The sequence below is a fragment of the Labrys sp. E2SS-1L genome (genome assembly GCF_057073705.1).
On the sequence record NZ_CP172714.1, the window covers coordinates 61437 to 85238 of the forward strand.

21 protein-coding genes are annotated in these 23802 nt (G+C 59.7%); 14 read left to right on the forward strand and 7 right to left on the reverse strand.

Going from position 1 to position 23802, the window contains the following annotated elements; genetic code table 11:
- Positions 1-57: 57 nt before the first annotated feature.
- From ACIGJE_RS33150 to ACIGJE_RS33180, 7 genes are all read left to right on the forward strand, one after another.
- The gene (locus ACIGJE_RS33150; RefSeq protein WP_483681472.1) at positions 58-1449 is read left to right on the forward strand and encodes a tetratricopeptide repeat protein; all 1392 of its coding nucleotides are present in this window, start codon (positions 58-60) and stop codon (positions 1447-1449) included.
- A 129-nt stretch (positions 1450-1578) separates the two neighbouring features.
- Positions 1579-3588: a glycosyltransferase gene (locus ACIGJE_RS33155; RefSeq protein ID WP_483681474.1), complete on the forward strand. Its 2010-nt coding sequence runs from the start codon at positions 1579-1581 to the stop codon at positions 3586-3588.
- Positions 3585-5684, forward strand: coding sequence for a glycosyltransferase (locus ACIGJE_RS33160; RefSeq protein ID WP_367626730.1), 2100 nt, complete (start codon positions 3585-3587; stop codon positions 5682-5684). Before ACIGJE_RS33155 ends, ACIGJE_RS33160 begins: the two co-directional genes overlap by 4 nt.
- Positions 5685-5702: 18 nt before the next feature.
- Positions 5703-7127: a hypothetical protein gene (locus ACIGJE_RS33165; protein ID WP_483681476.1), complete on the forward strand. Its 1425-nt coding sequence runs from the start codon at positions 5703-5705 to the stop codon at positions 7125-7127.
- A gap of 169 nt (positions 7128-7296) precedes the next feature.
- Complete coding sequence (locus tag ACIGJE_RS33170; RefSeq protein ID WP_483681478.1) at positions 7297-8469, forward strand: polysaccharide biosynthesis/export family protein; 1173 nt, start codon at positions 7297-7299, stop codon at positions 8467-8469.
- A gap of 132 nt (positions 8470-8601) precedes the next feature.
- Complete coding sequence (locus ACIGJE_RS33175; RefSeq protein WP_483681480.1) at positions 8602-9294, forward strand: hypothetical protein; 693 nt, start codon at positions 8602-8604, stop codon at positions 9292-9294.
- Positions 9295-9708: 414 nt separating this feature from the next.
- Positions 9709-10125, forward strand: coding sequence for a Ros/MucR family transcriptional regulator (locus tag ACIGJE_RS33180; RefSeq protein ID WP_483681482.1), 417 nt, complete (start codon positions 9709-9711; stop codon positions 10123-10125).
- A gap of 424 nt (positions 10126-10549) precedes the next feature.
- On the opposite strand, the gene ACIGJE_RS33185 is transcribed toward ACIGJE_RS33180, so the two are convergent.
- The 6 genes from ACIGJE_RS33185 to ACIGJE_RS33210 all read right to left on the reverse strand — a co-directional run bounded on the left by ACIGJE_RS33185 (position 10550) and on the right by ACIGJE_RS33210 (position 16437).
- Positions 10550-11140, reverse strand: a complete 591-nt coding sequence (locus ACIGJE_RS33185; protein WP_483681484.1) for a hypothetical protein — start codon at positions 11138-11140, stop codon at positions 10550-10552.
- A gap of 615 nt (positions 11141-11755) precedes the next feature.
- A complete protein-coding gene (locus ACIGJE_RS33190; protein WP_483681486.1) occupies positions 11756-12508 on the reverse strand; it encodes a hypothetical protein in 753 nt (250 codons plus the stop codon).
- A 613-nt stretch (positions 12509-13121) separates the two neighbouring features.
- Positions 13122-14468 (reverse strand): IS701 family transposase, encoded by a 1347-nt coding sequence (locus ACIGJE_RS33195; protein WP_483681488.1) that lies wholly within the window; start codon positions 14466-14468, stop codon positions 13122-13124.
- Positions 14469-14540: 72 nt separating this feature from the next.
- Positions 14541-15310, reverse strand: a protein-coding gene (locus ACIGJE_RS33200; RefSeq protein ID WP_483681490.1) for an IS5 family transposase whose coding sequence is annotated in 2 segments (ribosomal slippage) — positions 14541-14993 and positions 14996-15310 — 768 coding nt in all. Because the reading frame shifts where the segments join, the coding sequence is not laid out codon by codon here.
- Between the two features lie 72 nt (positions 15311-15382).
- Positions 15383-15958 (reverse strand): peroxidase-related enzyme, encoded by a 576-nt coding sequence (locus ACIGJE_RS33205; protein ID WP_483681492.1) that lies wholly within the window; start codon positions 15956-15958, stop codon positions 15383-15385.
- Positions 15955-16437, reverse strand: a complete 483-nt coding sequence (locus ACIGJE_RS33210; protein ID WP_483681494.1) for a CMD domain-containing protein — start codon at positions 16435-16437, stop codon at positions 15955-15957. The genes ACIGJE_RS33205 and ACIGJE_RS33210 overlap by 4 nt, the downstream gene beginning before the upstream one ends.
- A 159-nt stretch (positions 16438-16596) precedes the next feature.
- Here ACIGJE_RS33210 and ACIGJE_RS33215 point away from each other — a divergent pair, with 159 nt between their 5' ends.
- The 6 genes from ACIGJE_RS33215 to ACIGJE_RS33240 all read left to right on the forward strand — a co-directional run bounded on the left by ACIGJE_RS33215 (position 16597) and on the right by ACIGJE_RS33240 (position 22181).
- Positions 16597-17595, forward strand: coding sequence for a LysR family transcriptional regulator (locus tag ACIGJE_RS33215; RefSeq protein ID WP_483681496.1), 999 nt, complete (start codon positions 16597-16599; stop codon positions 17593-17595).
- Positions 17592-19085, forward strand: coding sequence for an NAD(P)-binding domain-containing protein (locus tag ACIGJE_RS33220; protein ID WP_483681498.1), 1494 nt, complete (start codon positions 17592-17594; stop codon positions 19083-19085). The genes ACIGJE_RS33215 and ACIGJE_RS33220 overlap by 4 nt, the downstream gene beginning before the upstream one ends.
- A gap of 14 nt (positions 19086-19099) precedes the next feature.
- A complete protein-coding gene (locus tag ACIGJE_RS33225) occupies positions 19100-19840 on the forward strand; it encodes an amino acid ABC transporter ATP-binding protein (protein WP_483681500.1) in 741 nt (246 codons plus the stop codon).
- A 15-nt stretch (positions 19841-19855) separates the two neighbouring features.
- Positions 19856-20686 (forward strand): transporter substrate-binding domain-containing protein, encoded by an 831-nt coding sequence (locus ACIGJE_RS33230; RefSeq protein WP_483681502.1) that lies wholly within the window; start codon positions 19856-19858, stop codon positions 20684-20686.
- Positions 20687-20759: 73 nt separating this feature from the next.
- Positions 20760-21467, forward strand: a complete 708-nt coding sequence (locus tag ACIGJE_RS33235; RefSeq protein ID WP_483681504.1) for an amino acid ABC transporter permease — start codon at positions 20760-20762, stop codon at positions 21465-21467.
- Between the two features lie 21 nt (positions 21468-21488).
- Complete coding sequence (locus tag ACIGJE_RS33240; protein WP_483681506.1) at positions 21489-22181, forward strand: amino acid ABC transporter permease; 693 nt, start codon at positions 21489-21491, stop codon at positions 22179-22181.
- Positions 22182-22469: 288 nt separating this feature from the next.
- Here the strand turns inward: ACIGJE_RS33240 and ACIGJE_RS33245 are convergent, their stop codons facing one another.
- A complete protein-coding gene (locus tag ACIGJE_RS33245; RefSeq protein ID WP_483681508.1) occupies positions 22470-22763 on the reverse strand; it encodes a hypothetical protein in 294 nt (97 codons plus the stop codon).
- Positions 22764-23083: 320 nt separating this feature from the next.
- Here ACIGJE_RS33245 and ACIGJE_RS33250 point away from each other — a divergent pair, with 320 nt between their 5' ends.
- The gene (locus ACIGJE_RS33250) at positions 23084-23626 is read left to right on the forward strand and encodes a hypothetical protein (protein ID WP_483681510.1); all 543 of its coding nucleotides are present in this window, start codon (positions 23084-23086) and stop codon (positions 23624-23626) included.
- Positions 23627-23802: the final 176 nt, after the last annotated feature.

Genomic DNA, 23802 nt, shown 5'->3' on the forward strand with positions numbered 1-23802 from the left:
GTTTGGTCCTTATGATCGAAACTCCGTCACCTATCGAGGTGCGATACGATGAGTGACATGAAGATGGATGTTGCAACCAAGACTATCTCGGTAGCCTCCTCAAGTGACAGAGTCATCCCCGGCCCTGCCATTTGGGGACAGCCCGGGCGACGCCTGGCTCCTTCCGCCTCGGAATTGCGTGGCCACCTCGAAGCGGTACGCGATGCCTGGCAGTCTTCTGACTGGGAAGGGGTCATAGCGGCGGCCAACGATCTGCTCGCTCTTTCTCCCAACCATGCCAGCACCTTGAAGATGCGCCTGCGGGCGGCTATCAGTGCCGGGCTGCTCGACAAGGTCGCACAATCGGCAATCGCCGCTGCCGAAACCCATCCATCGACCGCGTTCCTGGCAGCCAAGAAACTTCTGAGCAACCGTCGAGTCGAAAGCGCCGCCAAAGTCCTGATCGCCATTCGTCATGCAAACGCCAGCGATATTGATGGCTTCGATGAGATTGCCAAGCGCATCGCAACCAATCTTGGCAAATCGGCGGCAGACCTCGAGCACGAGGGCGATCATGAAGGGTATCGGCGCGTACTGCGTCTGGGCATAGCAGTCGCCCCCACTGACTCCATCTTGCGTAAGCGCCTTTCTGCACTTCGTTCAGATGTTGTCGAGCGAGCCAGACTTAGGGATCTCGACCAGGATCCAGTCGCCTTCGTGGCTGCCTGGGAGCAGGTTCTGAGCGTGGATCCTGAACATTCCACTGCGATCAAGCGCTTGGCGACCGCAGCCGAACGCGATGGCGACGCGACACGTGCCTTGCATTTGTGGACCAGATTGCTGGAAGCGGCCCCCAACGATGCAAAAATGGTAAAACGTGTCGCACGGACTGCGGAACAGGCCGAGTGTGAATATGAAGGCTTAGCCGCTCTCTACCGTGTCGGTGTTGCCAATGCCGACGCTGACTATGTGCCTCGCCTTATCCATCGCGTCCGCCGTGCCGGCAAGCTCGCGCTGCGCGGCGGTGAAGCGCGCAAGGCAGCGCTTCACCTGGCCCTGCTATCCAAGGTTGGTCAGGACGACGACGAGTTGCAGGTGCTGCGCCGCAAGATCTCGTCCGTCCTTTCAAAGGAACTTAGCGCCCATCGCCGGGAAAAGCGGCCGGCAGAGGCCGCCGAGGTCGCCGATCTCCTGCTCCTGATCGATCCGGAGAACGTGCCGGCCCTGACGGCGGTGGCGCATCATCTCTACCAGACGCACGCCTTCGCCGACTCGGCCAACTACTATCAGCGTGTGCTCGAGCTCAAGCCGGACTCGGCCGCCCATTGGCTGCATCTGGCGCGCGCGAGCCACCGGGCCGGCGATGTCGCCACAGCCACGTCCGCCATCGCCCGCAGCCGCGAGCTCGCGCCGGACAACAGTGCCAGCAAGAGCCTGCAAAGCTTGTTGGACCTGAATCTAGCTACTTGATCTACAAGAAAGGGGAACACAATGGCTGGTGCACAAAAACTGCATCAAGGTGGCGATACCCCTGCAAGACAAAACAAGCTCGGACTTGCCCCCGCTCGCCATAAAGCCAATCTTGCAGCCGTTTCAACGTTGCAGGCTTCTTCTTCCGACACCGAGCTCCAGGCCGCGCTCGACCGCGAGGCGGCTGCGACACGGCGCATCAGGGAACTCGAAGCCGAACTGGCCGAGCGTTCCCTGGCCGAGGACAATGTCGCACTCACCACCCGGCTGCAGCAGCTGGAACGCGACCTCGACGTCTATCGCGAGGCCAAGCGTAGCGCTGAACTGGCCGTGCTCGACACGCGCAGCGTCTGGAAACACGCCGAGCAGCGCATCGCCAAGCTGCGCGAAGGCCATACATACCGGCTCGGCCAGGTGATGATGACCGGCTTTTCGAGCTGGCGCGATGGCATGCGCCTGCCGGCCCGCATCGCCGAATGGTATCGCGACTATCGTCATTCCCTCTCGCTGCCGGCCGATCTGGTGCCGACCGGTGCAGCCCCCGAATATCTGCAGCTGTCCGAGATCGCCCTCGCCAAGGCGCAGAAGGACGGCCTGACCGCAGCCGAGCGCTGGATCCACGACCAGCGCCCGCGTGGCAGCGTGCTGTCGCGCGTGCTGCTCGACCTGGCCAAGCAGGCCAGAACCGCCGATCCGGCCGCGGCCGTCGCGCTCGCCAAGGCCGCCGCCGAGGCCGACCCGAACGAGGGACGGATCAAGCTCCTGGCCTTCACGCTCATGGATACCGGCTCGATCGACGAGGCCAGTGCCATTCTCCAGGAAGCCCTGCGCGCCGGCGCTGCCCTCAATGCGACGGAAACGCGCCGCTATGAAGAGCTGATGGCGCTCGAACGGTTCAAGGGCCAGGGCATTCGCCTGCCCAAGCCCGTATCGCGCAAGGCACAGGGCACGCGTCTCAACATCCTGCTCTATGTGCCGCAATCCCTGCCCTATCACTGGTCCGCCACCAGCATGCGCACGCATGCCCTGGCCCAGGATCTGACGAGCCTTGGCTGTTCGGTGCGGGTGGTGACCCAGCCCGGCTATCCCGTCCGCAACACTGGCGCCTCGCGCAAATCCGGCCCCGATATGGTGGATGGCATCGCCTATCATCGCATGGCCCCGATAGAGGCCGCTCCGGCCATCATCGATCAATATGCCCGCGAGGCCGGCGTGGCGCTCGGACGGATCGCCAGGACACTGGAAGCCGACATCATCATGGTATCCGGTGAGCTGGAGGCGGCTTATCCCGCCGCCATCGCCACCCGCATGACGGGCGCCGATCTCGTTCTCGACTGCCAGCGCCTGGCATCGACGGCGGATGCCGCGCCCGCCAACGACCGCGAAGCGCTCTTTCGACAGGCGGACGACGTCCTGGTGGCGGAGGCGAGCCTGATGCTGGCCCGCTGGCCCGGCGCCACGGAGGCCCTCTCGGCCCGGGGCGTGCCGGCCGAAAAGCTCCTGTTGCTGGGCGAGAATGCACCCGCCTTCAAGCACGACGAGAAGACTCCCGCCTGGCGCAGCGACCCGGCCCTCAAGGACCGGCTGGTCCTTGGCTATGTCGGCGATCCCTATGACGACCTCGATCTGGACGGCATCGCCGACGCCTTCGACAAGCTCGTAGGCCATGGGATCGACGCCGGGCTGGCGATTTTCGGCGTGGGTTCGCGCTTCCTCAAGCTGCATGAGCGCCTGAGTCATATGGGCCATGGCGAGCGCGTGCTCTTCCCCGGCCGTCCCAAGGTCGGCTCCATCGCCGAGGCCTACAAGGCGATCGACATCTTCGTCACGCCCGCCCTGGCGGGTGTGGCCCGGAGCGAACGGACCCGGTTCGACCTCGTCGATGCCCTCATGCATGGCAAGACCATCGTGGCGTCCGACGGCCCGGTGGCGCGCGCCATCCTGGGCAATGCCGCGGTCTGGATCGAGGACGGCGAGGACGGCCTGGCCGAAACGCTGCGCCGGCTCGCCGGTGACGCTTCGCTGCGCCATGCGCAGCAGGAGAAGAGCGCGAGCCGGGCTGAGGAGTGGCGCGCCTTGTCATCGGCAAACGCGCTGGTCGAACGGCTCCGCAAGGCCCGGGCGGTTCCCTCGTCATGATGGCCTTCCGCACCCAGCCTGCCGTGCAGCCGGTGGATGACGCCGGCGCAAGCGGCGCCACGTCGGCACCGGTAGCCCACGAGATCTCGGCACGCGACATCGTCTCGGCCGCGGTGGCCAACGGCCTGCGCGCGGGCAATGGCGTGCAGCGCGTGACCACGGCCGAAGTCAACCGGGCCCGCGACATCTCCAACGCGATGCGCCGGCTGCCCGAACTCACCGAGGCCCTCGACAAGCTGCTTCCCTATGTGATCAAGCATCCGCGCGAGGAGCGCTTCCAGGCCCTGGTCGCCCGGGCGCTCGAACGCGTGCAGGACCCGCGTGCCCTCCTGGTCTGGCGCGGCATCGACGAGCGCTTCCCGACCTCGCGCGAAGCCTTCTTCCGCGTGCTGCGCTGGACCATCCGCATCGACGGGGTCGATGCCGGCAGGACACTTCACAGCGAGCGCTTCCCCGAAGAGCCGGAAGATCCCTCGCAGCTGCTGATCTATGGCCGCGGCCTGATCGAATTGAAGGATTTCGACGGCGCCGAGGCCGCCTTCGGCCAGCTCGTCGAAATGGACAACACACCCGAATCCGTGCTGGTCGCGCTCGGACGCCTCTACGTCTCGCTGGGACAGCCGATGCGGGCGCGCGAGATCATCGAGTTCGCACGCGACAAGTTCGGCGAGACCAAGCACATCGCCCAGACGCAGGCGCGGATCGAACAGGACCTGCGCAGCCTCAGCGAACTCGTGCCCGATCACGCCGACAGCGACGACCATTTGCCCAATCTGGTGATCGAGCGCGTGTTCGAGATGGCCATCGCCCAGCGGGCGGCGACCGCGGACTTCGAGCCGCGCCGCTTCGTCGGGCCGGTGGTGCTGATCAATGGCAGCCTGGGATCGGGCGGGGCCGAACGCCAGTTCACCAACACGGCGCTCGGCCTGAACCGGGCGATCCACTCGGCCAGCCCGATCGCCGATACCGACATCATGGGCCCCATCCATGTGGTCTGCAGCTCGCTGCATTCGCGTGCCGGTGCCGATTTCTTCGTGCCGCAATTCGTGGAAGCGGGCCTGCAGATCCATGAATATTCGCTGTTTGCCGAATATGGCGGACGCCCGCGCTATTCCCGCGTCAAGGAGCTGATCGGCTTCCTCGACCACCTTCCGACGCAGATGCGGACGGGCGTGGTCCGCCTTACCGACGCACTGAACTATATCCGCCCCGACATCGTGCATATCTGGCAGGACGGCTCGGTCCTCGCCACCGGCCTCGCCGCCCTGCTGGCCGGCGTGCCGCGCATCCTGCTCGGCGTGCGCACGCTGCCGCCGGAAGATCGCTTCGAACGCAACAAGCCTGAATATGAGGCGGTCTATCGCTCGCTGCTCTCGGCACGGGGCGTTGCCATCGTGGCGAATTCCCAGGCCGCCGGCGAGCGCTACGAAGCCTGGCTCAAACTGCCGCGCGGCTCGGTGCGCATCATTCCCAACGGGCTCGATCCCCTGAGCACGGCAACCGACGAGAAGACCCTGGCCCTGACCCAAAAGCTTGAGAGCTTCGAGGTCAAGGCCGGCTTCACCGTCGGCTCGGTCATGCGATTTGACGACAACAAGCGCCCGCTGCTCTGGCTGGAGACCGCCGCGAGCCTCGCCGCCCGCGTGCCCGATGCCCGCTTCATCCTGGTGGGTGACGGCCCCCTGCTCGGCAAGGCGACCGCCTATGCCGAGGAATTGGGCATCGCCGATCGCGTGCTGTTCACCGGCCGCTCCCCCCGCGTCGGCCATTGGCTGTCGCATATGGACGTCTTCCTGCTGTTGTCGCGCCATGAAGGCCTGCCCAACGTGCTGATCGAAGCCCAGTTCAGCGGGGTTCCGGTCGTGACCACGCCGGCAGGCGGCGCGGCCGAAACGCTGATGCCGAGAGTGAGCGGCACCGTGTTGCCCTCGATCGACAATCTGCAACCGGATGCCATCGCCGGCGAAGTGCTGGCCTGGCGCCGCGATCATCAGGACCGCGCGGAACTCGCCGCCAATGTGGCGAAATGGTCCCGCGAACGCTTTTCCATGCGCCGCATGCTGGAACTGACCGTCGATGCCTATCTCGACCGCTAATCCGCGAGGCGACAACGCATGAAGCGAATGACCGAACAAGATACCAAGGCTGCGGATGCCAGGCAGGCGATCGACCGATGGATCGTGCATCTTCCACAGACCAAGGCTGCTTCAATCACCCAACAACGACAAAGCCCGTCATATTTCGAACCCGACTTTCCTCAGCATTGGCTTTCCGACTCTGGAACAGCGGGCAACAAGAGGATTTCTCGGCTCCACTCAAATCAAAAATCCAGTACGCGGTTAGTCAGGAGGAGCCATCCTGCCGCCATTGTAATTCTGTCCCTGATCGCAACTTCTCCGGCCCTGGGACAGCAAGACAAGCTTACTCCTGAGATCGCGGATCATATTCCCAAGGCCCAGATCTTCAACAACCGCATGGCCTCATCCACCAACTTGCCCGATGTCGGGTTCGTATGGGGGTCAAGAGCCCCCCTGCGCTCCTCCAGCGTGCTCGACAGTTTCTACTATCCCAATCAACGCGATCTCAATCGAGCCCACACGGCCGATTGGTATAAGGCCAATCAGCCTAGCTGGATCACCTACCAATGCGACCGGCAGACGCCGTCCTACGGTTACACCTATTCGTGGGGCTCCTATGCGCCACTGGACACCAGTAATCCTGACGTCCGGCAGTATCTGCTGAAAACCTATATCGAGCCAGCCCTGGCTAAGGGTTATCGGGCCATCGCTTTCGACAATGTCGCTTTACCCAATACTGACAAACGCTGCGGAGTATGGCGCGACAGCAAATGGGTACAACTCTTCAGCGGGCAGTCGCGTGATCCGGCCTATACCGCGCAAAAGCTTGACTATATTGGCTGGTTCGCCACACAAATTCATCAGCGGGGGGGACTCGTCGCCCTGAATGCCAAGGTTGACCCTTACCAACCCGCCCAAACCAAGGCGCTGATCGACTTGGCGGATATCTGGGTTGACGAGGGTGGTTTCAGCGATAGCTGCAGTCATCGTGTTGTCGACAATATCTGGCACCTCAAGCGCGATCTTATTCAGTCTCGCGGCAACCGGGCCTATGTCTCGATCAACTACACCTGCATGACATCACCCACGCCTCTCGACAATGACGAATTGTCCTGGATCGTTGCCAGTTTCCTGGTGAACCGCAACAATCGCAGCTACCTCGCCGTGCTGTCGCACAAGGACAGTGGTCGCTGGGTGGAATATCCCAATCTCGACCCGCCGGTTGGCGCGCCAAGCGAGGCCTCGCAACTGCAGGGTACACTTGCTTGGCGCAACTATCAAAAGGGCTATGTCGCTGTGAACTTCTCCGGCAGCGCGACCACGACTGTCCAGCCGCCTCCCGGCAACTGGCACGACATGTTTGGCCAGTCGATCAGCGGCCCCGTCGAGCTCAAACCACGCTCTGGCCTGGTGCTGCTCAGAACACAAGAATACAGCCCCAAGCAGAAGCATTCCCAATAAGCAACTCTCTTCATAGAGAGCCACTCCTGCATTGTTTATCAAAAAACAACCCGGAGAATACCGACAGTATGATATAAATATCTGAGATAGATCAACTCAGCAGGTACGTTATTCTATTTATGCTTTCCCCCCTCTCAAATGGCGCCGTTAAAAAGCGAGTGATGTCGAAGTGTTGCGTATTCCAATCATTCTCCTGATCACCGCCAGCCTTGCGGCTTGTTCCAGCTTGCCGAATGCTGGCCCCACGGCCAAAACCATTCTGAGCCGTCAGCAGAATGGCGGTGCGCAGTCGCGCGGCGTCGCCAGTCCCTATTCCATCTTCGACGTCAATGCCGGGACGGTTACCGTACTGTCGCGGCATCGCCCGACCGGTTTCCTCGGCAGTTTCGCGGCAGGCGGCCCGCCGTCGAGCGGGACGCTGGGCATCGGCGACATGGTGTCGGTCTCGATCTTCGAGGCGAGTTCGGGTGGCCTGTTCGGCACCTCCGACGCTACCGGCAGCGCCGGCAGCAAGAGCGTGCAGCTGCCGCCCCAGCAGATCGATCGCGGCGGGCGCATCAACGTGCCCTATGCCGGCAGCGTCGTCGCCGCCGGCCGTACGCCGGCCCAGGTCGGCCAGGCCATCGTCAGCGCCTTGTCGTCCAAGGCGATCGAGCCGCAGGTGCTGGTCACCCTCACCCAGAATGCCGCCAATCTCGTCACGGTCTCCGGCGAAGTCGGCCAGGGCGGCCGCTTCCCCCTCGCCGTCAAGGGCACGCGCGTGCTCGATGCGATCGCCCTGGCCGGCGGTCCGCAGGCAGCGGCCCACGACCTCTTCGTCCGCCTGACGCGGGGGTCGCGCACGGGCGTGGAAAGCCTGACCTCCCTGGTCTCCAATCCGCGCGAGAACATCTATCTGCGCGCGGACGATCAGCTCTTCATCTATCGCGAGCCGCGTACCTTCACGGTGCTCGGCGCCACCGGCAAGAACGACACCATCGATTTTACCAGCGACAGGGTCACCCTCGCCGAAGCCATCGGCAAGTCGGGCGGCTTGAACGATTCGCGTTCGGATGCGAGCGGCGTCTTCGTATTCCGCTACGAGGATGCAGCTGCCTTTCGCGAACTCAGGGGCGGCGCGACATCCGGTGGCTATCGTTCGGGCAGCGTGCCCGTCGTCTATCGCCTCGACATGAAGAATCCGGGTTCCTTCGTGTGGTCGCAGCGCTTCTTGATGCGCAACAAGGACGTGCTCTACATCTCCAACGCACCGTCGACCGATCTCGCCAAGTTCCTGCAGATGATCGGCGGGGGCGTGGGCATCGTCAGTGCCGGTGCCAGTGTCTCGCAGATAGGGCAATAAGGACAACACATCAGATAGGGACTACGAATTTGCCGGCTTTGGCTCATCGATGATCGTCTACTTGTTCGACCAGACTGTCGACGGCGTAAGCCGGTCCATGTGGAGTGCCAGACAAGGTAGTAAGAGAGGGTAATGATCGAGGATCGGATATTTCAGATTGTTCAGGACCACTATAACGCTGCGGATGCCGAGCTACTCTTGCTGTCCACCCTCGGCGCGCGTCTCACCAAGGCGCGCGCTTGGCCACTGACAGCTGAGAAGCGCACTCTTTTCGAAGTCGCGGAATCCGTCAACAACATCAATTTGGTATGCGATCCCGATGTGCCGTCTTTCATTGCGGTCGTACTGAAGGGTGACGAGCGACGTGCTTTTGAAGCGATAGACAAAAGGCGCAAGAGTCACCTTCTGCGCGAGCTTCCCAGGTCACTCCTCTTGGCATTCACCCAGGAGGCGCCACAAGGGCAGACAATCTTTGTTCGTCTCGAACCGAGGATCAGCTATTCGTATGGTGCACCCTTCGAAAATGGTGGCATCGTTGTGGATGAAGACCTCCGTTTGCCCGGCTTGGAAATTACCAGCCTGACAGAGATGCGTGCGGCAGATGCCGAGCAACTCGAAACGAATTTGAAGCGATGGTGTGAACGGCATCTGATTGATCTGCCCTCTCTTACTCGCCGGCATGGAAAGGCTTCAACCTCTCCTCCCGAGCCTCCGGCACGACAATCCAACGCGCTGGAGCGCTTGTACTCGGCTCAAAGCCCGGATGTGGCTGAGCGCTTGTGCGTGCCGATCGATATCGCGCTCGCCTTGAGCCGCATACCATGAGGACATGCCTGCCACGGCGAAACATGCAACTGAAGGCCCTTTATCTTTCCAATCTTGATGCTGCTCGACCGGCATTAAAGCGGTCAGCATCATAGCCTCGGCAATGAAACGACAGCGACCCATCAAACACATCTGATCCAGCGTACTTTTCTCACCCTCGCCACTACCTTAAAAGATCAGATCTATGAGTGACAAAGAGTTAGTGCCGATGATATTTGGATTTGAAGATAAATTTCTGGTCCGTGTGCTCCCCTCGGATGAGATCGTCACCCAGCTGAGAGTTCGCCGTCGCAGCAATCAGTGCCAAGCTTAACAGTGAGTGACACAAAATTGATCGATTATAGACTTAATTTGGCCGAATATCATCGGATAATTCCTTAAAGATATCGCATTTTCACAAGGCTAATCTGTGCAATGCTCATCACTGAACTGACCGCCGATATTGTCTCGGCCTATGTCACCAACAATTCCGTTTCGGCAAACGACTTGTCGCAACTGATTGCCGACACCCACCAGGCACTTGACCGTCTCGCCCGTGGTGAGCAAGTGATTGCTGTCGAGGTACCAAAGCCAAGTCCTGCAGTGCCGATTCGCAGGTCTGTGACACCTGACTTCCTCATCTCGCTTGAGGACGGCGGTAAATTCAAATCGCTCAAGCGTCACTTGAAAGCTCGGTATGGCATGACGCCCGCGGAATATCGCGAAAAATGGGGCTTGCCCGAGGACTACCCGATGGTTGCACCCAACTATGCCAAGCACCGCTCTGAGTTGGCCAAAACCATGGGACTGGGTCAGAAAAACGCGGGCCGTCCCAAATCTCGTAGAAAATAAACGTTTGCGATGAACGAAGCCAACTGCTTCAATCGACCCGCCTTCATTGTTGCGGCTGATATCAACGCTATCGTGCAGTCGTGGGAGTCTGTAGGCAATCCGATCACGTTGCAGAACACCAGTTGCGACGGGCCTGAAGAGCGCCTCCGTCGCATGTTCCAAGGCCACCAAACGATCCCGACACCTATCGTTCGATCTTCAAGACGCCTTTGGTGTTCGCGTACACTATTCGGCAGCGCTTCATACCAGCCTGAAATAGCACTGTGACACCAAGCCTAGAGGTCAGATCCGGCCCACGAGTTTGCACGGATCCCCGAGGCATTGAACTCATTCTTGATGATCCAAGCCTTTACGGCCAATGAGGCACGACTGCCCGACGTAGTAGGGCAGGAACGCCGACGGCACATCCACTGCAGCAATCACACTACATCAACGTATAATATTCTGAAAGCGCCCAGCCGAGCTCGCAGATCAATGCAATGGCTGCAAAACCTGTCTGCAATCTCACATTGCTGCTCGCCATGGCAATAGCGCTGCCAGCGACATAGAAGGCCAACCGGAACCATAGACCCACTCCGAGTGACGAAAGATAGTCAGCTCCTTTGATCCTGCCGTCGACGATATCGAGAAGAAAAATTGCGATAAGTATAGAGAAAAACCAACCTCGCCGAGATATAAAATAATCCTCAAACCCTTTATATTCATACATCGTATCTGGGAACAAAAGTGTGCAAAGCAGAAATATCAAACTCGCATATAAAGCAGCGAAGCTGTAAATTGCGAAATTCCACTGAACTACTTGCAGATGGAACTCCCACCACCAAAAATGAATTACATAGACAAGCAGGAAGAATGTCCAAGTAAGATGTGGAGCGAATATTTTCTGCTGTTTTGGATGCTGAATGAAGCGAGTAATGCCCGTGAGTAACCGACCGATACTCAGCCCGACAATGATGCTGATGACGGTACGAACATAGGCAAAAACAGCCGGATCGACAGTGGAAGTTTGATTCATTTTTCCCAACTCGTCTGGATGCGGCGGAGAAACACTATGTTCTGTTTGAACCGATCATGGCGCATGCAGGTCAACGAGTTCAGGCCTTTCACTTGCATATCTGACCACGTCACGATTGAACTACGGGAATTTCCGTTGGTGAAACCATCCCCGGCCTCAGCCCCGGGAAAGACCGCTCACGGTGTTCCTCTTCCACTCCCCCATGGGGCACCTGAAGCGCAAGGATCTTCTGCAGGACGACCCCCGACCGGCTTGAGATTGCGCAATATCTTGCCGGCCGGGGTACCGGAAGCCTGACGACAGCCGGCGGGGTAACCTACCAAACGATCGTGACAATGCAAAAAAGACCTTCCGAAACATTGCTGGAAGGCGAGGTACCGGCAAACCCTCGTGCGGAGCAGGCGACGATCCTTGCCCGCTGCCCCTTTACGGGAGCCATACACTTTCAACCCTCTCATTTTCCGGAGATGCCAAGCATTGCCACGATAGCTGTAGAAGCGCTTAGGAGGCCAATTCAAGCGCCCCTGCGCCACGCGAGATGCTGGGGCGATAACGGGCGACAGCCTGCCGACCGTATTGGGAAGTCGGATCATCCCGGCGGCCTCCGATCGTTGGCTAGCGAAAGGCCGAAAGGGCCCCGCCTTCGATCAAGATAGAATTCACGCGTTCCCCAGAAACGCAGATAAGCTTTGCTCCCCGCTTCCGGCACCATTCCATCAGGAAGGACGGGCCGGCCTCTGTGTTCCCCGCTTTGTCATATGGCATCATCAGGAAGAATTTTCCGTCTTTGGCCAAGTTGTTTCGTATGAGGTCGCACAACAAAAAACGCCATTCTGCCTCACCCCAATATTGCCTGCTGCCATCCACCGTCTTTCGGTGAAAGGTCGGCCTGAGGATCGTGATGAGGTTGAAGGGAGCGCCCTGGACTCGGTAGGGCCTGTATGGCTCGACCGGGCATATCACGCGCTTGACCCCCAGCAGATGGCACAGATCCCGGTACCAAGGGTTTTCGATATCGGTTCCCACGACCCGGTGTCCGAGCGTCTCGAGGATGGCTGAAAAAGCCCCTCCCCCCATGCCAATGTCCAACACAGAAACGGCGCCCGATGCATGCAATCCAAGCGCAAGGGCAATTTGGGCCATACTGGCCGTCCACACCGGGAGCTCTGCAAATTTGTACTGGCTGGCCGGATCGAAGGAACTCAGCTGCCTGCGGTAGTGTTGGCGGAACCCAGCCAATCTTTCCGGCTCGATCCGTCGAAGCGTACGCTCACTTAGGACAACGGCCTCGGGGGCTAGGTCCAAGGCTTTGCCAATGAGCGCATGACTTTCAGAAAATGATCGAAGTGGGTCAAAATGGTATTTCATACCCCGTCCCCCTTTTTAGCGATGACTTTAACAGCGGACTTTCATAAGGCTGCAAAAGCCAAGCACTCCGCCACCATGTCCTTTGATTTCGATTCTGAAGACCCTACAATTTACCGCCGCTGCATCACATGTGAAGCGTAGCATACAATGGAACAACCAATGGAGGATCAGCAGAGATCGCAAAACCTGGTGACTGACTATCGCTGATCTCAAGTTCGATGGAAACGATACTATGGGCAAGCCCGGCACCCAAATTCCTTTGCTCGGCTTGCCAGATCGTTGATCCACTCCATCGTGGGACTTCCTAGTGACCGAGAGGGTGCGCGACAGCTTCCGGCGCTTATCCGGGAGGTCGGGCCGATCTGCAAACCGAACCTTCGCGATCTGGAAAAGGGGGATGATCGCACGGGCTTCCATGTCGATCCTTCCGCCCTATATCGGCAACCCGTCGCCTTTCGCCTGGACGGCGCGAGGAGCGCGATCCTGCAGATGAGAGAAAGCCTCTCAGGCAGTCTGCGTAAAGGCCGGGGGCTGTTACTTACGCTATCAATCTGCCTGCTACGCCTCAAGCCGTGCAAATCTGCCACTCTTCGGGTGGCGGATCGCCCTAGCACTACTTTGGCAGATTCAAGGAGACGCTCCGCTGAAGCGGATGCGGCAGTTGGGACATCGATGGAAGGATTTGATCGGGTATAGTGCTTTGATGACAGCGCGCCTGATGGCTGGGAGGGTTGGTTGGGGCGGTCCTTCCCTCGTTCGTTTTTTTCCCCGCGTCCTCTTGCTGTTGCAGACGCCGATGCTGCAGGAAGGCGTAGGCGATCATAGTCATGAGGGCGTGGCGGTGCAGGCCCTGCCAGGATCGTCCTTCAAAATGATCGAGACCGAGTTCTTCCTTCATCTGCTGATGAGCCTGTTCGCACACCCACCGCGCCTTGATGGCGCCCGCCAGGGCCTTGAGAGGCGTTTCGAGGGGTAGATTGGACAGGTAATATTTGCGCTCCCCTGAGGAGCGCCATTCCCCGACCAGCCAAGCCTCTTCGCCCGGCATATGTTGTTGTCCCTTGTCGAGGATGCGCTGGGGGTTGGCATCGGCGACGCACACGCGCAAGGCGGCGAAGCGGGCCGCCAGAGGCGCTTTCGTACCGCGCCGCCAGTTTACCCTCTTCCAATTCGTCTGCAGCAAAGCCTCCTCGGCTGCGATCGAGAGCGTGTCGGGGATGGGATGCTTGCGCGGCCGACCTTGGCCAGCGACCGGGAAGATCAAGGAGACATCGGCCGGATAGACCTTCTGGTGTTTGGGAATGCCGACGGCCCAACTGAGCCCGCGGGCGCTCAGGCCCTGGCGGAAGGGAGCCGACAGTCCATAGCCGGCATCGGCAAGCACGGTGCCGAACCGCAGGCCCGCTGCGATCAGTCGGTCGACCTCATCCAGCGCTATCTCGGGCTTGGTGCGGGCGATGCGGTTGGGTTCGGGAACGCCGGCCCTGGCCATCCGTTCCAGGTCACTGGTCCAACTCTCTGGCAGAAACAGCCGCAGACCGACTGGAACGGGAACCTCCTCGCGAGCTAAGGTCAGCGAGACCAGAGTCTGGCAATTGGCACGCTTGCCGAGCATCGAAGCATATTGCGGCGCCACCCCGACCGAATGCTCGCCCTTCTTCGGCAGGCTGGTGTCGTCGATCACCAGAAAGGCATCGCTCCCGCCCACCAGGCGGTCGCCCTGCACCGCCAGTTCTGCCTCCAGCGGCGCGCTATCCCACATCCCATCCGAGATAAAATGATGCAGCCGGTCGTACTGTGCCAGCGCCAGGCGTTCCGCCATCGGCTCCATGCTTTTGCGTTCACCCGGGCCGATCAAGCCGGAAATGTAGAGCGGGCACATCTGGCGACGCCTCTTATGCCCCAGCTCTTCAACGAACGGCTTTAGCCACTCCGCCAGCGTAACATCCGCCTCTGCCATCGCTCGGGACCCTCCTCAAGCGATCAGCATTGATCAGATAACTTAACAAGCACTTAATCTGCCAAAGTAGTGCTAGGTGACCGACTCATAATTTCGCAGCCAGATGCGGATTGAAGCGAGTTGGACTGAGGCGAGGAAGTTGTCGTCGCGCTTGTCGTATCGGGTTGCGACGGCCCTGAAGTGTTTGAGTTTGTTGAAGAAGCGTTCAACGGCGTTGCGCTGGCGGTAGAGCCAAGAGCTGAAGGCGAAGGTTTTAACCCTATTGGGCATGGCGCGGATGTTGGCCCACGCGCCGCGCCCCGCCATCTCCTCGCGCAAGGCATCGCTGTCATAAGCTCTGTCTGCGAGAAGGGTGTTTCCCGGTTCGAGCGTATCCAGCATGTCGGCGGCCGACCGTCCATCATGGGCCTGGCCTTCGGTCAGCTTCAGACGGATCGGGCGACCTTCGGTGTCGACGAGGGCGTGGATCTTGGTGGTCAGGCCGCCGCGCGAGCGACCCATGCAACGGGATCTTTCGTCTTTTTTTGGCCGTTGGCGGCGTGCTGGTGAACGCGGATCGACGAGGCATCGATCATTTGGATATCGCCGTCATAAGCCGCTGATACGGCTTGCAGAATGCGGGCCCAGTGGCCGGCTTTGCGCCACCGGTTGAAGCGGTTGACGCAGGTCGTATGGGGCCCATAACGAGAAGGGATGTCCGCCCATGGCGCTCCGGTGCGCAGGCGCCAGAAGATGCCGTTCAGAACGCGGCGATCGTCCACACGTGCAACCCCGCGCACCTTCGTCGGCAGAAGCGGCTCGATCACCGACCACTCGAAATCCGTTAAGTCAAAGCGTGCCATCTCAACCTCCGAGGTCGAGATCAATGAATCAGAATGCCGCCTCTCTGGGAAGCCCGTTTATGGGTATGTGACCTAGTCCTTCACCGGTTCGCCGAGCGTGTGCATCAATCGGTTCGCCCAGCCGAAGATTGCCGCAGACAGGATGAGGTCGAGTGACTCCAGATGGTCGAGCCCGACATCGGCAAGCTCCTGTGCGTCGGTCGTCGTCGCCGAGGGCGGCGTGGTCGACAGACGTGCCGAGAAGTCAAAGATTGCCTGAAGGTGTTCATCGAGGTTCGCCTCGAGACCATTCGCGAACACGGCTTCGATGACATCAGACCGTTTCGTCAAGCCGTTGAAGCGCGAGGCGTGAACGGCAGCGCAGTAAACGCAACGATTGACGACGGAAGCAGCGACGGCCCCCAATTCGCGCTCGCTCGCCGCCAACCCATCACGTCCATACATGATCAAATTGAACAAGGGCGAACGAACCGCGAGCGACTCGGGATCGTGCGCCAGAGTGAGCACATAAGGCGAAATGCCTTTGTTCGAGGGCGTCACCTGCATCGCAGCACGCTGTTCGTCAGTCGCCCTCGCAAGATCGACAGGAACAACGTAAGGCTGCCAGCGTGGCACTGTGGTCGTGAAGGTATGGACGACCTCGCTCATTTCACGCCCCCAAGCAATGCTATGCCGTCGATGACGCGCACCTGGTAGTTTATGAAGGCAGCCAGCTCAGCCAGCCTGACGATGTCAGGGTCGGCCACCCCGGCAGCGCGCAATGCCTCCACATGAGCCCGTGTCGCGTCACGCGGTGCGACTGTGAGTCGATCGGCATGACGAACGATCTCGTTGATACGCTCGTCGGTAGCGCTTGTGCCCGGCTCGGCAAGCGGCGCCGTTATCGGTTCGCCAGCCTGTGCGACCAACATGTCGTAGTGCTTCGCCAGCGCCTCGTTACGATTGAGGCGTGCCATACGGGCCGCAAGCGCTGCCCTGAGGCCGTGCGACAGGCCGCCGGGATCGCGCGGCAAGAGCACGGCATCATGGGCCGCCTGGCTTAGTCGCAAGATCTCTGCGCGCTTCGCCATGGCGTCTGCGAGCACAGTGCCCGGTCTCACCGAGGCAAGAGTTTCGATCAGTGTCACCGCAAGCTCCTCGGCACGTTAGAGGCCACATACTCAGGCATGACGGGAACGATCATGTCAATTTCTAATCGCATCACCCCTTTCATGCGCTATAAAAATATACTAATTTTGTAGTGTTTTCGCTTATGCATGCTTTACAAACATAAAGAACGGTGTTTGATGTCAATGATGCATTCAAACTCGCTCGATATACGGCAACTTGAAGCGTTCGCAGCCGTGATGTCCGCCGGCAGCATCACAGGGGCTGCGCGGCTGCTTGGCCGGTCGCAGCCTGCGGTCACCAGGCTCATCCAGGACCTGGAATCTGATATCGGCTATCCGCTGCTACACAGAACCGGCCCACGTATCAGTCCAACTTCACGTGGCATCCTCTTTCACGCCGAGGTGGAGCGTCATCTCGCAAGCCTGACCCATCTTCGCGAGCGAGCGGATGCCATCGCTCTTGATGAGCCGCAGACCCTGACGATCGCAGCCACGCCGTCCTTAGCAGCAGGCGTTTTGCCACAGGCTATTGCAGCCGTGCCGCAGGGCCTGATTCCGAGCCACCTTCACGTCCAGGCACTGGCGGCCGAGAACGTCATACAATCGGTGCTTGCTCGTTCGGCCGACTTCGGCATCGCGAGCCTACCGCTCGAACATCCCGGCCTGGATGTTCACTGGATTGCACAGGCACCGTGCGTCGTCGCCATCGGCGCGAACGATCCACTGGCCGATCGCGAGGTCGTCAAACTTTCCGATCTTGCCGACCGTTGCATCATCACGCTGGCAAACCCCTATCGCTTACGGCACCGCGTTGACGAAGCCTTGGCGGCCGCCGACGTCAAGCCGCAGCGGCTCATCGATGTGAACGCTTCAATGACGGCGCTCACGCTGGCCCGGGCGGGATTGGGCATTGCCATCGTCGAACCGGCGACCGTCTGCGGCGTCCCGCTCAACGGTGTCGTGATACGCCCGATCGACCACGTCATTCCTTTCCTGTTCGGCGCCATCTCACCTGCAGCACTGCCGCTCACACCAACCATCGCTGCCCTCATCGAGGCAGCGCGCGCAGCAGCATTGATCATGCCGGGATGCCGCCTGCTCGACTCGAGCGGGACCGAGGCCTTGGCCGATACCGTCTACGGGCAGAACTCGTCGCCCGAGGAAGGCGAGTCATGAGCGATCTTTCGGAGTTCCCGATCGGTCTTGAAGCCCTTGAGGCGCGCCTTCGCCAGGATCTCGCCTGGCTGGAACTTCCGGCCAAGCCCTGGGTGCCGTCCCGTGAGGTCGATGGCCATCGCGTCATGGATGTCGTCATCCTCGGCGCGGGCATGGCCGGGCTTGTCGCCTCCGCCATGTTGAAGAGGCTTGGTGTGGCCAACCACGTGGTCCTCGACAAGGCGCCGGCCGGTCGCGAGGGGCCTTGGGTCACCTTTGCTCGGATGCGTACGCTTCGCTCGCCCAAGCAATTGACAGGACCCGCGATGGGTCTGCCGGCTCTCACCTTCCGTGCCTATTTCGAGGCATTGCATGGACATGCGGCATGGATCGCGCTTGAAAAGGCGCCGCGTGAGACATGGATGGATTACCTCATCTGGTATCGTCGCGTGCTTGATCTGCCAGTGCGCAACGCGACGACGGTCGAGGCAATCGTGCCGCGTGCAGACGGCCTGCTCGATGTCATCTGCCGCAAGGATGGCCGGGCCAACAGCCTGATCGCGCGCCATGTGGTGCTTGCGACAGGCCGCGATGGTCTTGGCGGTCCGTTCGTGCCGCCGATCGCCAACGATATTGATCCGAAGTTCTGGGCTCACACCGCCGACATGATTGATTTTGCCGCGTTGCGCGGCAAGCGGGTCGGTGTGATCGGTGCCGGAGCTTCGGCCATGGACAATGCCGCTGCAGCACTCGAAGCAGGCGCGGCTCGCCTCAACATGTTCGTGCGCCGGACAGGCCTGCCCCGCATCAACAAGTTCACCGGCATCGGAAGCCAAGGCGTGGTACACGGGTTTGCAGGGCTGCCTGACGACTGGAAGTGGCGATTTCTCGACTATGCCATGCGCGAGCAGACACCTCCGCCCCGCACCAGTGTCCAGCGTGTCAGCGCATTTGCCCAGGCCCATCTCCATCTGGGTAGCCCGATCGATGCTCTGAAGCAGGAAGGCGATCACCTCGTGGTGACCACGCCGAAGGGGCGCTATCCCATCGATTTCCTGATCTTCGGCACAGGCTTCAAGATCGATCTGGCCAGTCGGCCGGAACTCGCCGCCGTCGCAGGCCACATCCGTTTGTGGCGTGATCGCTTCCCGGCACCTGCCGACATGCGCAACGGTGAACTCGAAGGCTCCCCTGATCTTGGAGAGGCATTCGAATTTCTTGAAGACGAGCCGGGTGCTTGTCCGGCACTGGCGCAGATTCACTGCTTCAACTTTCCAGCCACCATGAGCCACGGCAAGTTGACGGGCGACATCCCAGCGATCAGCGAGGGGGCTGACCGGCTGGCGCGCGGCATCGTGAGAGCGCTCTTCGTGGCAGACCGTGAGCGTCATTTCGCGGATCTCAAGGCATTCGATACGCCGGAACTTCTTGGCGATGAATGGGCGGACGACGAGAGCGCGGCTGCCCAACTGGGCGCTGGCGTACCGCTTTCCGAACAGCTTCCCAAATAGGACACCCATCTGACATGCTCGAACTCAAAGACATCAAGCTGTCCTACGGAAAGACGCAGATCCTCAAGGGTGTCGACCTCACTGTAAAGCGTGGCGACGTGGTGTCGATCATCGGCCCCAGCGGCACGGGCAAGACCACGCTGCTGAAATGCATCAACTATCTGGTCAAGCCTGCGTCCGGAACCATCACCTTCGATCAGATCAGGATGGACTACCAGCGGGCGGACAAGGCAGCCGTGCAGGCTATTCGCCTTCGCACCGCCATGGTCTTCCAGCAGTTCAACGTCTTCAAGAACATGACGGTCATTCAAAATGTGATGGATCCGCTCATAGTGGTGCAGCGCAAATCCAGGGACGAGGCGCGTGAAATCGCCTTGCAGGAACTTGTGCGCGTTGGCCTGTCCGACAAGAAAGACAATTATCCCTCACAGCTTTCGGGAGGGCAGCTCCAGCGGACCGGCATCGCGCGGGCGTTGGCGGTTCGACCGGATGTGATGCTTTTCGACGAGCCCACATCATCGCTGGATCCCGAGCTCGTCAACGAGGTTTTGAAGGTGATCAAGGATGTCACGTCGTCGGGCATCACCTCGCTCCTCGTGACCCACGAGATGCAATTTGCAAGGAACATCTCGAACCGGATCGTCTTCATGGACCAGGGCGTCGTCGCGGCCGAAGGCAGTCCATCCGAGATCTTCGACACGCCCGCCAATCCACGCCTTGCCCAGTTCCTCAATTCCGAGCGCACATTCCAATGAGAGGGGATGCCTAAAATGTCTGCTGCGAAATCGACGTCACGTCGTCTGTTCGGCCTTGCGCTCCTTGGCGGCATGGCGATCACCCTTGTCGCTACGGGGCCTGGCTATGCTCAGACCTCCCCCCGCACAATCAAGATTGCCACGTCCGCAGAGTCCAAGCCACTGGCTTGGGGGGCGATCGGCGTTGAGCCGCAAGGATACGAGCCGGATCTTCTGAAAGCGGTCAATGCCAAGCTGCCGCAGTATAAGTTCGCCATGGAAGGCGTCTCGGATATCGCGCAGGAGACCGGCCTGGCCACTGGCAAGTATGACATTGCGGTCGGCGGCTACTTCAAGTCTCCCAACCGGCTGAAACAGTTCCTGATCCCCGACAATCCCGAAGGGGCCAGCTTGATGAAGATCTATACCCGCAAGGATAGCACCATCACCGGCATGAAGGATCTGGTCGGCAAGCGGATTGTGCCGGTCACGGCCGGCGGCGGTGTCTATAAATTCGTCAACCAGTGGCAGCAGGAAAACCCCGGCTACAAGATCGACATCACCGCCTCGAGCGCGGGTGTTCCCTATCCAGATCGCCTGAAGGAAGTCCAAAGCGGCAAGTATGATGCCCTGATCCTGCCCTCGAACCTAGGCGAGCAGACCGTCATTGAAAACCAGAAGCTCGAGATCAAGGCCAGTGAACCCGTCTCCATCGAGAACACCTATTTCCTGATTCACAAATCGGATGAAAACAAGCAACTCGCCGAGGACGTGAACAAGGTGCTCAAGGAACTCAGGGACGACGGCACGTTGAGCAAGATCTCGCAGAAGTGGTTCGGTGAGGATGTCACGACTTACATCAAGTAGCGCAAGCCTTTGCTGAGCGCTTCATCATGGCATTGACCGGCAAGGCTGAGGTTTGAAGGAGGCGTGTTTCCAAATGGACCTCTCTGCAATGATTCCCGAGCTTCTATCGGCTTTGCCGCTGACACTCGCAATTACATTCACAGCCCTCGCCGTCGGCTTTTGCCTGGCTCTGATTACCACAACATTCCGGGTCCTGCGGATACCGATGATCAGCCAGCTTGCCGATCTCTATGTATCCTACGCCCGGAGTGTTCCTGTCGTCCTTCAGTTGTTTGTTGCCTTCTACGGGCTCCCGCTGCTGGTAATCCAGCTCGGCGCGGAGGATTTCGTCACGCCCACGATGGCCGCGATGGTGGGACTGAGCCTCTATCACGGCGGATATCTGTCCGAAGTCATGCGACCAGCCTACCTTGCGGTAGAGCGCGGGCAGCATGATGCGGCCGATAGCCTGGGATATACCTTCCGGCAGAAGATCACCCGTGTCGTCGGTCCGCAAGCCGTACACATCGCGCTGCCAGGTTATGGAAACTCCATCATCTACCTGATCCACAACGTCGCGCTGGTCATGTACATCGGGGCCGCAGACGTCATGGCGACGGCTCACCTGATCATGGAGCGGGACTACAACCAGTACCAGTTCGAGACCTATCTCGTGCTGGCGGTGATCTACTCACTGCTGTGCCTTGTCGCCTGGCTCATCGTTCGGTTTTTCGAGCTGCGCTCCTCGAGGTTTGCACCCAGGGCTGCCCCGACAAAAAGCACGATGATGGCGAGCGTCTGATCCAAGAGAAGGTCACGGTACATGTTCGATATGGATGTCTTGCTCGAGGATCTGTGGAGCGTCCTGGGCGCAGTGCCGATGACACTGGCCATGGCGTTTGCGATCTTCGTCATCTCCACGATCGTCGGCAGCTTATTTGCCCTGATCGAATTCCGGCGGATACCGGTGCTGCGGGAACTCGTGATGGCCTACAAGATCGCCTTCAAGGGCGTGCCGATGGTGATCGTGATCTTCCTCGCCTATTATGGGCTTCCTCCCGCCCTGCAGTTTACAGCCTCGATGCTCGGGGTGCAGCTGAATGCCCACGAACTACCCAACTGGGTCATTATCATCGTCGCCTTGTCCGCCTGTGTGGCGGCATTCCAGGCGGAGGTTGTAAAGGGGGCCTTGAATGCCTTCGATACTGGGCAGGCCGACGCCGCTTACTCACTGGGCTACAAAAGCAGCCAGCTGTTTCGACGAATCCTGTTCCCGCAAGTCATCGTCGCCGCGATTCCGGACCTCGCAAACTCATTCATGGTTATCATGAAGGCCCTCTCTCTTGCCTTCGCCATCGAGGTTGTCGATATCTTTGCGCAAGCCCAGTTGACTGCCGCGCTAAATTATTTCTACCTCGACGCATTTGCGATTGCGGTCGTAGTCTACATGGTGATCGCATATATAGTAACGCAAATCGCCGACAGAGCGGAGGCAGCCCTCAGAATTCGGACCTGAGGTTCGTCTCGTTACAACACACTCGATACGCCATCGCAGAATGTGGCGACGCAAGGAATGCACAGGGCTTTGCGCGATTGATGTAAATTTAGTTTAAGCAGATACTTGAGTGGATTGTGAGCACAGCGGCATGCGCACCCTAGCGTATCATCGTGCGTCGTAGGTTTTGTGGGACCTCCAAAGGAGAGAACATTGTTGCGGACTATCGTTTTTGCGACAGCCGTGCTCCTCATCTCGCAAACGGCCGTCATCGCCAAGCCCTAATCAAGAACCGCATTGCTCGTCGCGCTATTGAGCTGGGATGACACCAGCAACTGTTGCGACATCGACTTGGATGCAGATCGTCACATGGGCCTGATCGATGCCGTCGGGACGCTGCGGCTGGCCGCTGGGATCGATGATCTGGCGCTCAGCAGGCTTGGCAAGCAGGCATTCGGGGCTGCGCAGAAAGCTGCCTTCCTCGATAATCGCGATGAAAACCATCGGCTCTTCAATGCGACTCGATCCTTTCGATTCTTGAGATAATGTATTCTTGAAAACGAGAATTGTCTCAAAAACTGTCATAGATATCATCGACGGCATGGGAGGCTCGTTGAAAGGCCGTATCGCACATGCAGGTCAATTTGACAGATCTCGCGCTCAAGGTCCGCAAGCGACACGCATTTCGAACGGCTGCAGGTGCACGGGCTGATGCCAGGCTGCGGGCCTGGAGACCGTCTCCGTCAGCGGCGGCCACGAACAAAGTACTTGGCCGGATCCGGGCTGTCGCGGTGCGTCACGCTCGTTTGGCGGCTCATGTGATCCACTCAGGCATATTTGTATGCAGGTATGAATGCGCCGGGCCTGTGCGGCATTATGCGAGCATCCGGCAACTCTCGCCCGTCTTGTCTTCATGCCTGGCCATGAGTCTGGGAACTTTTGCGATGCCATCGGCGCGAGGTACAGACGCCGGTACCCCCCATGAGAACCTCGCCGATTACTGCGCGCGCGTCGATACTGACGACACGCTGCGCGAATATGCGCCGGGCCTGCGCGAGCGAACAATGCAGGCCTTGAGGCAATTGAGCCAGGCATCCGAGTTGGATCTGCCTGGATTGGATGCTGCTCAAGACGACAGCGCCCTCGATTCCTATCTGGGCCGTTATGCGAAGTTTCGCTGCATGTACGGCAGGGTCATGGTCTGCGCCATCGGTGCCAACCATCCTTGCGACAAACTCGACAAGAGCCAGGGTATGTCGCGTGTCACCAGGTTCTGCCAAGACTACCCCAACGATGACAATGTCGGTCCGTCGGTCGCCGGGCATGACTCATTGTATGAATATAGATGCCGTGACGGCCGCGCCGAGATCATAGGCGGCCCCTGGAGGCTGGATGCTCGTGGCTTTGCCGATGTGTTTTGGACGGCGCTGCCAGATCCAAGCAGAACGCCAAAGGGAGGCAAGTAATTCATAAGAGGTTGCACGTTCCGTCAGCGCGTCTATCCTCGCAATCCCAGCCACACAGCATCCACGACGATGTCCGCGACATCCTGCCGGCTCAGCATCGCTGTCTTGAAGCTGGCCAGCATATCGTCATCATGATGACAGAATCGAGGTGGGTCAAACGCCAAGGCCAAGCGGGA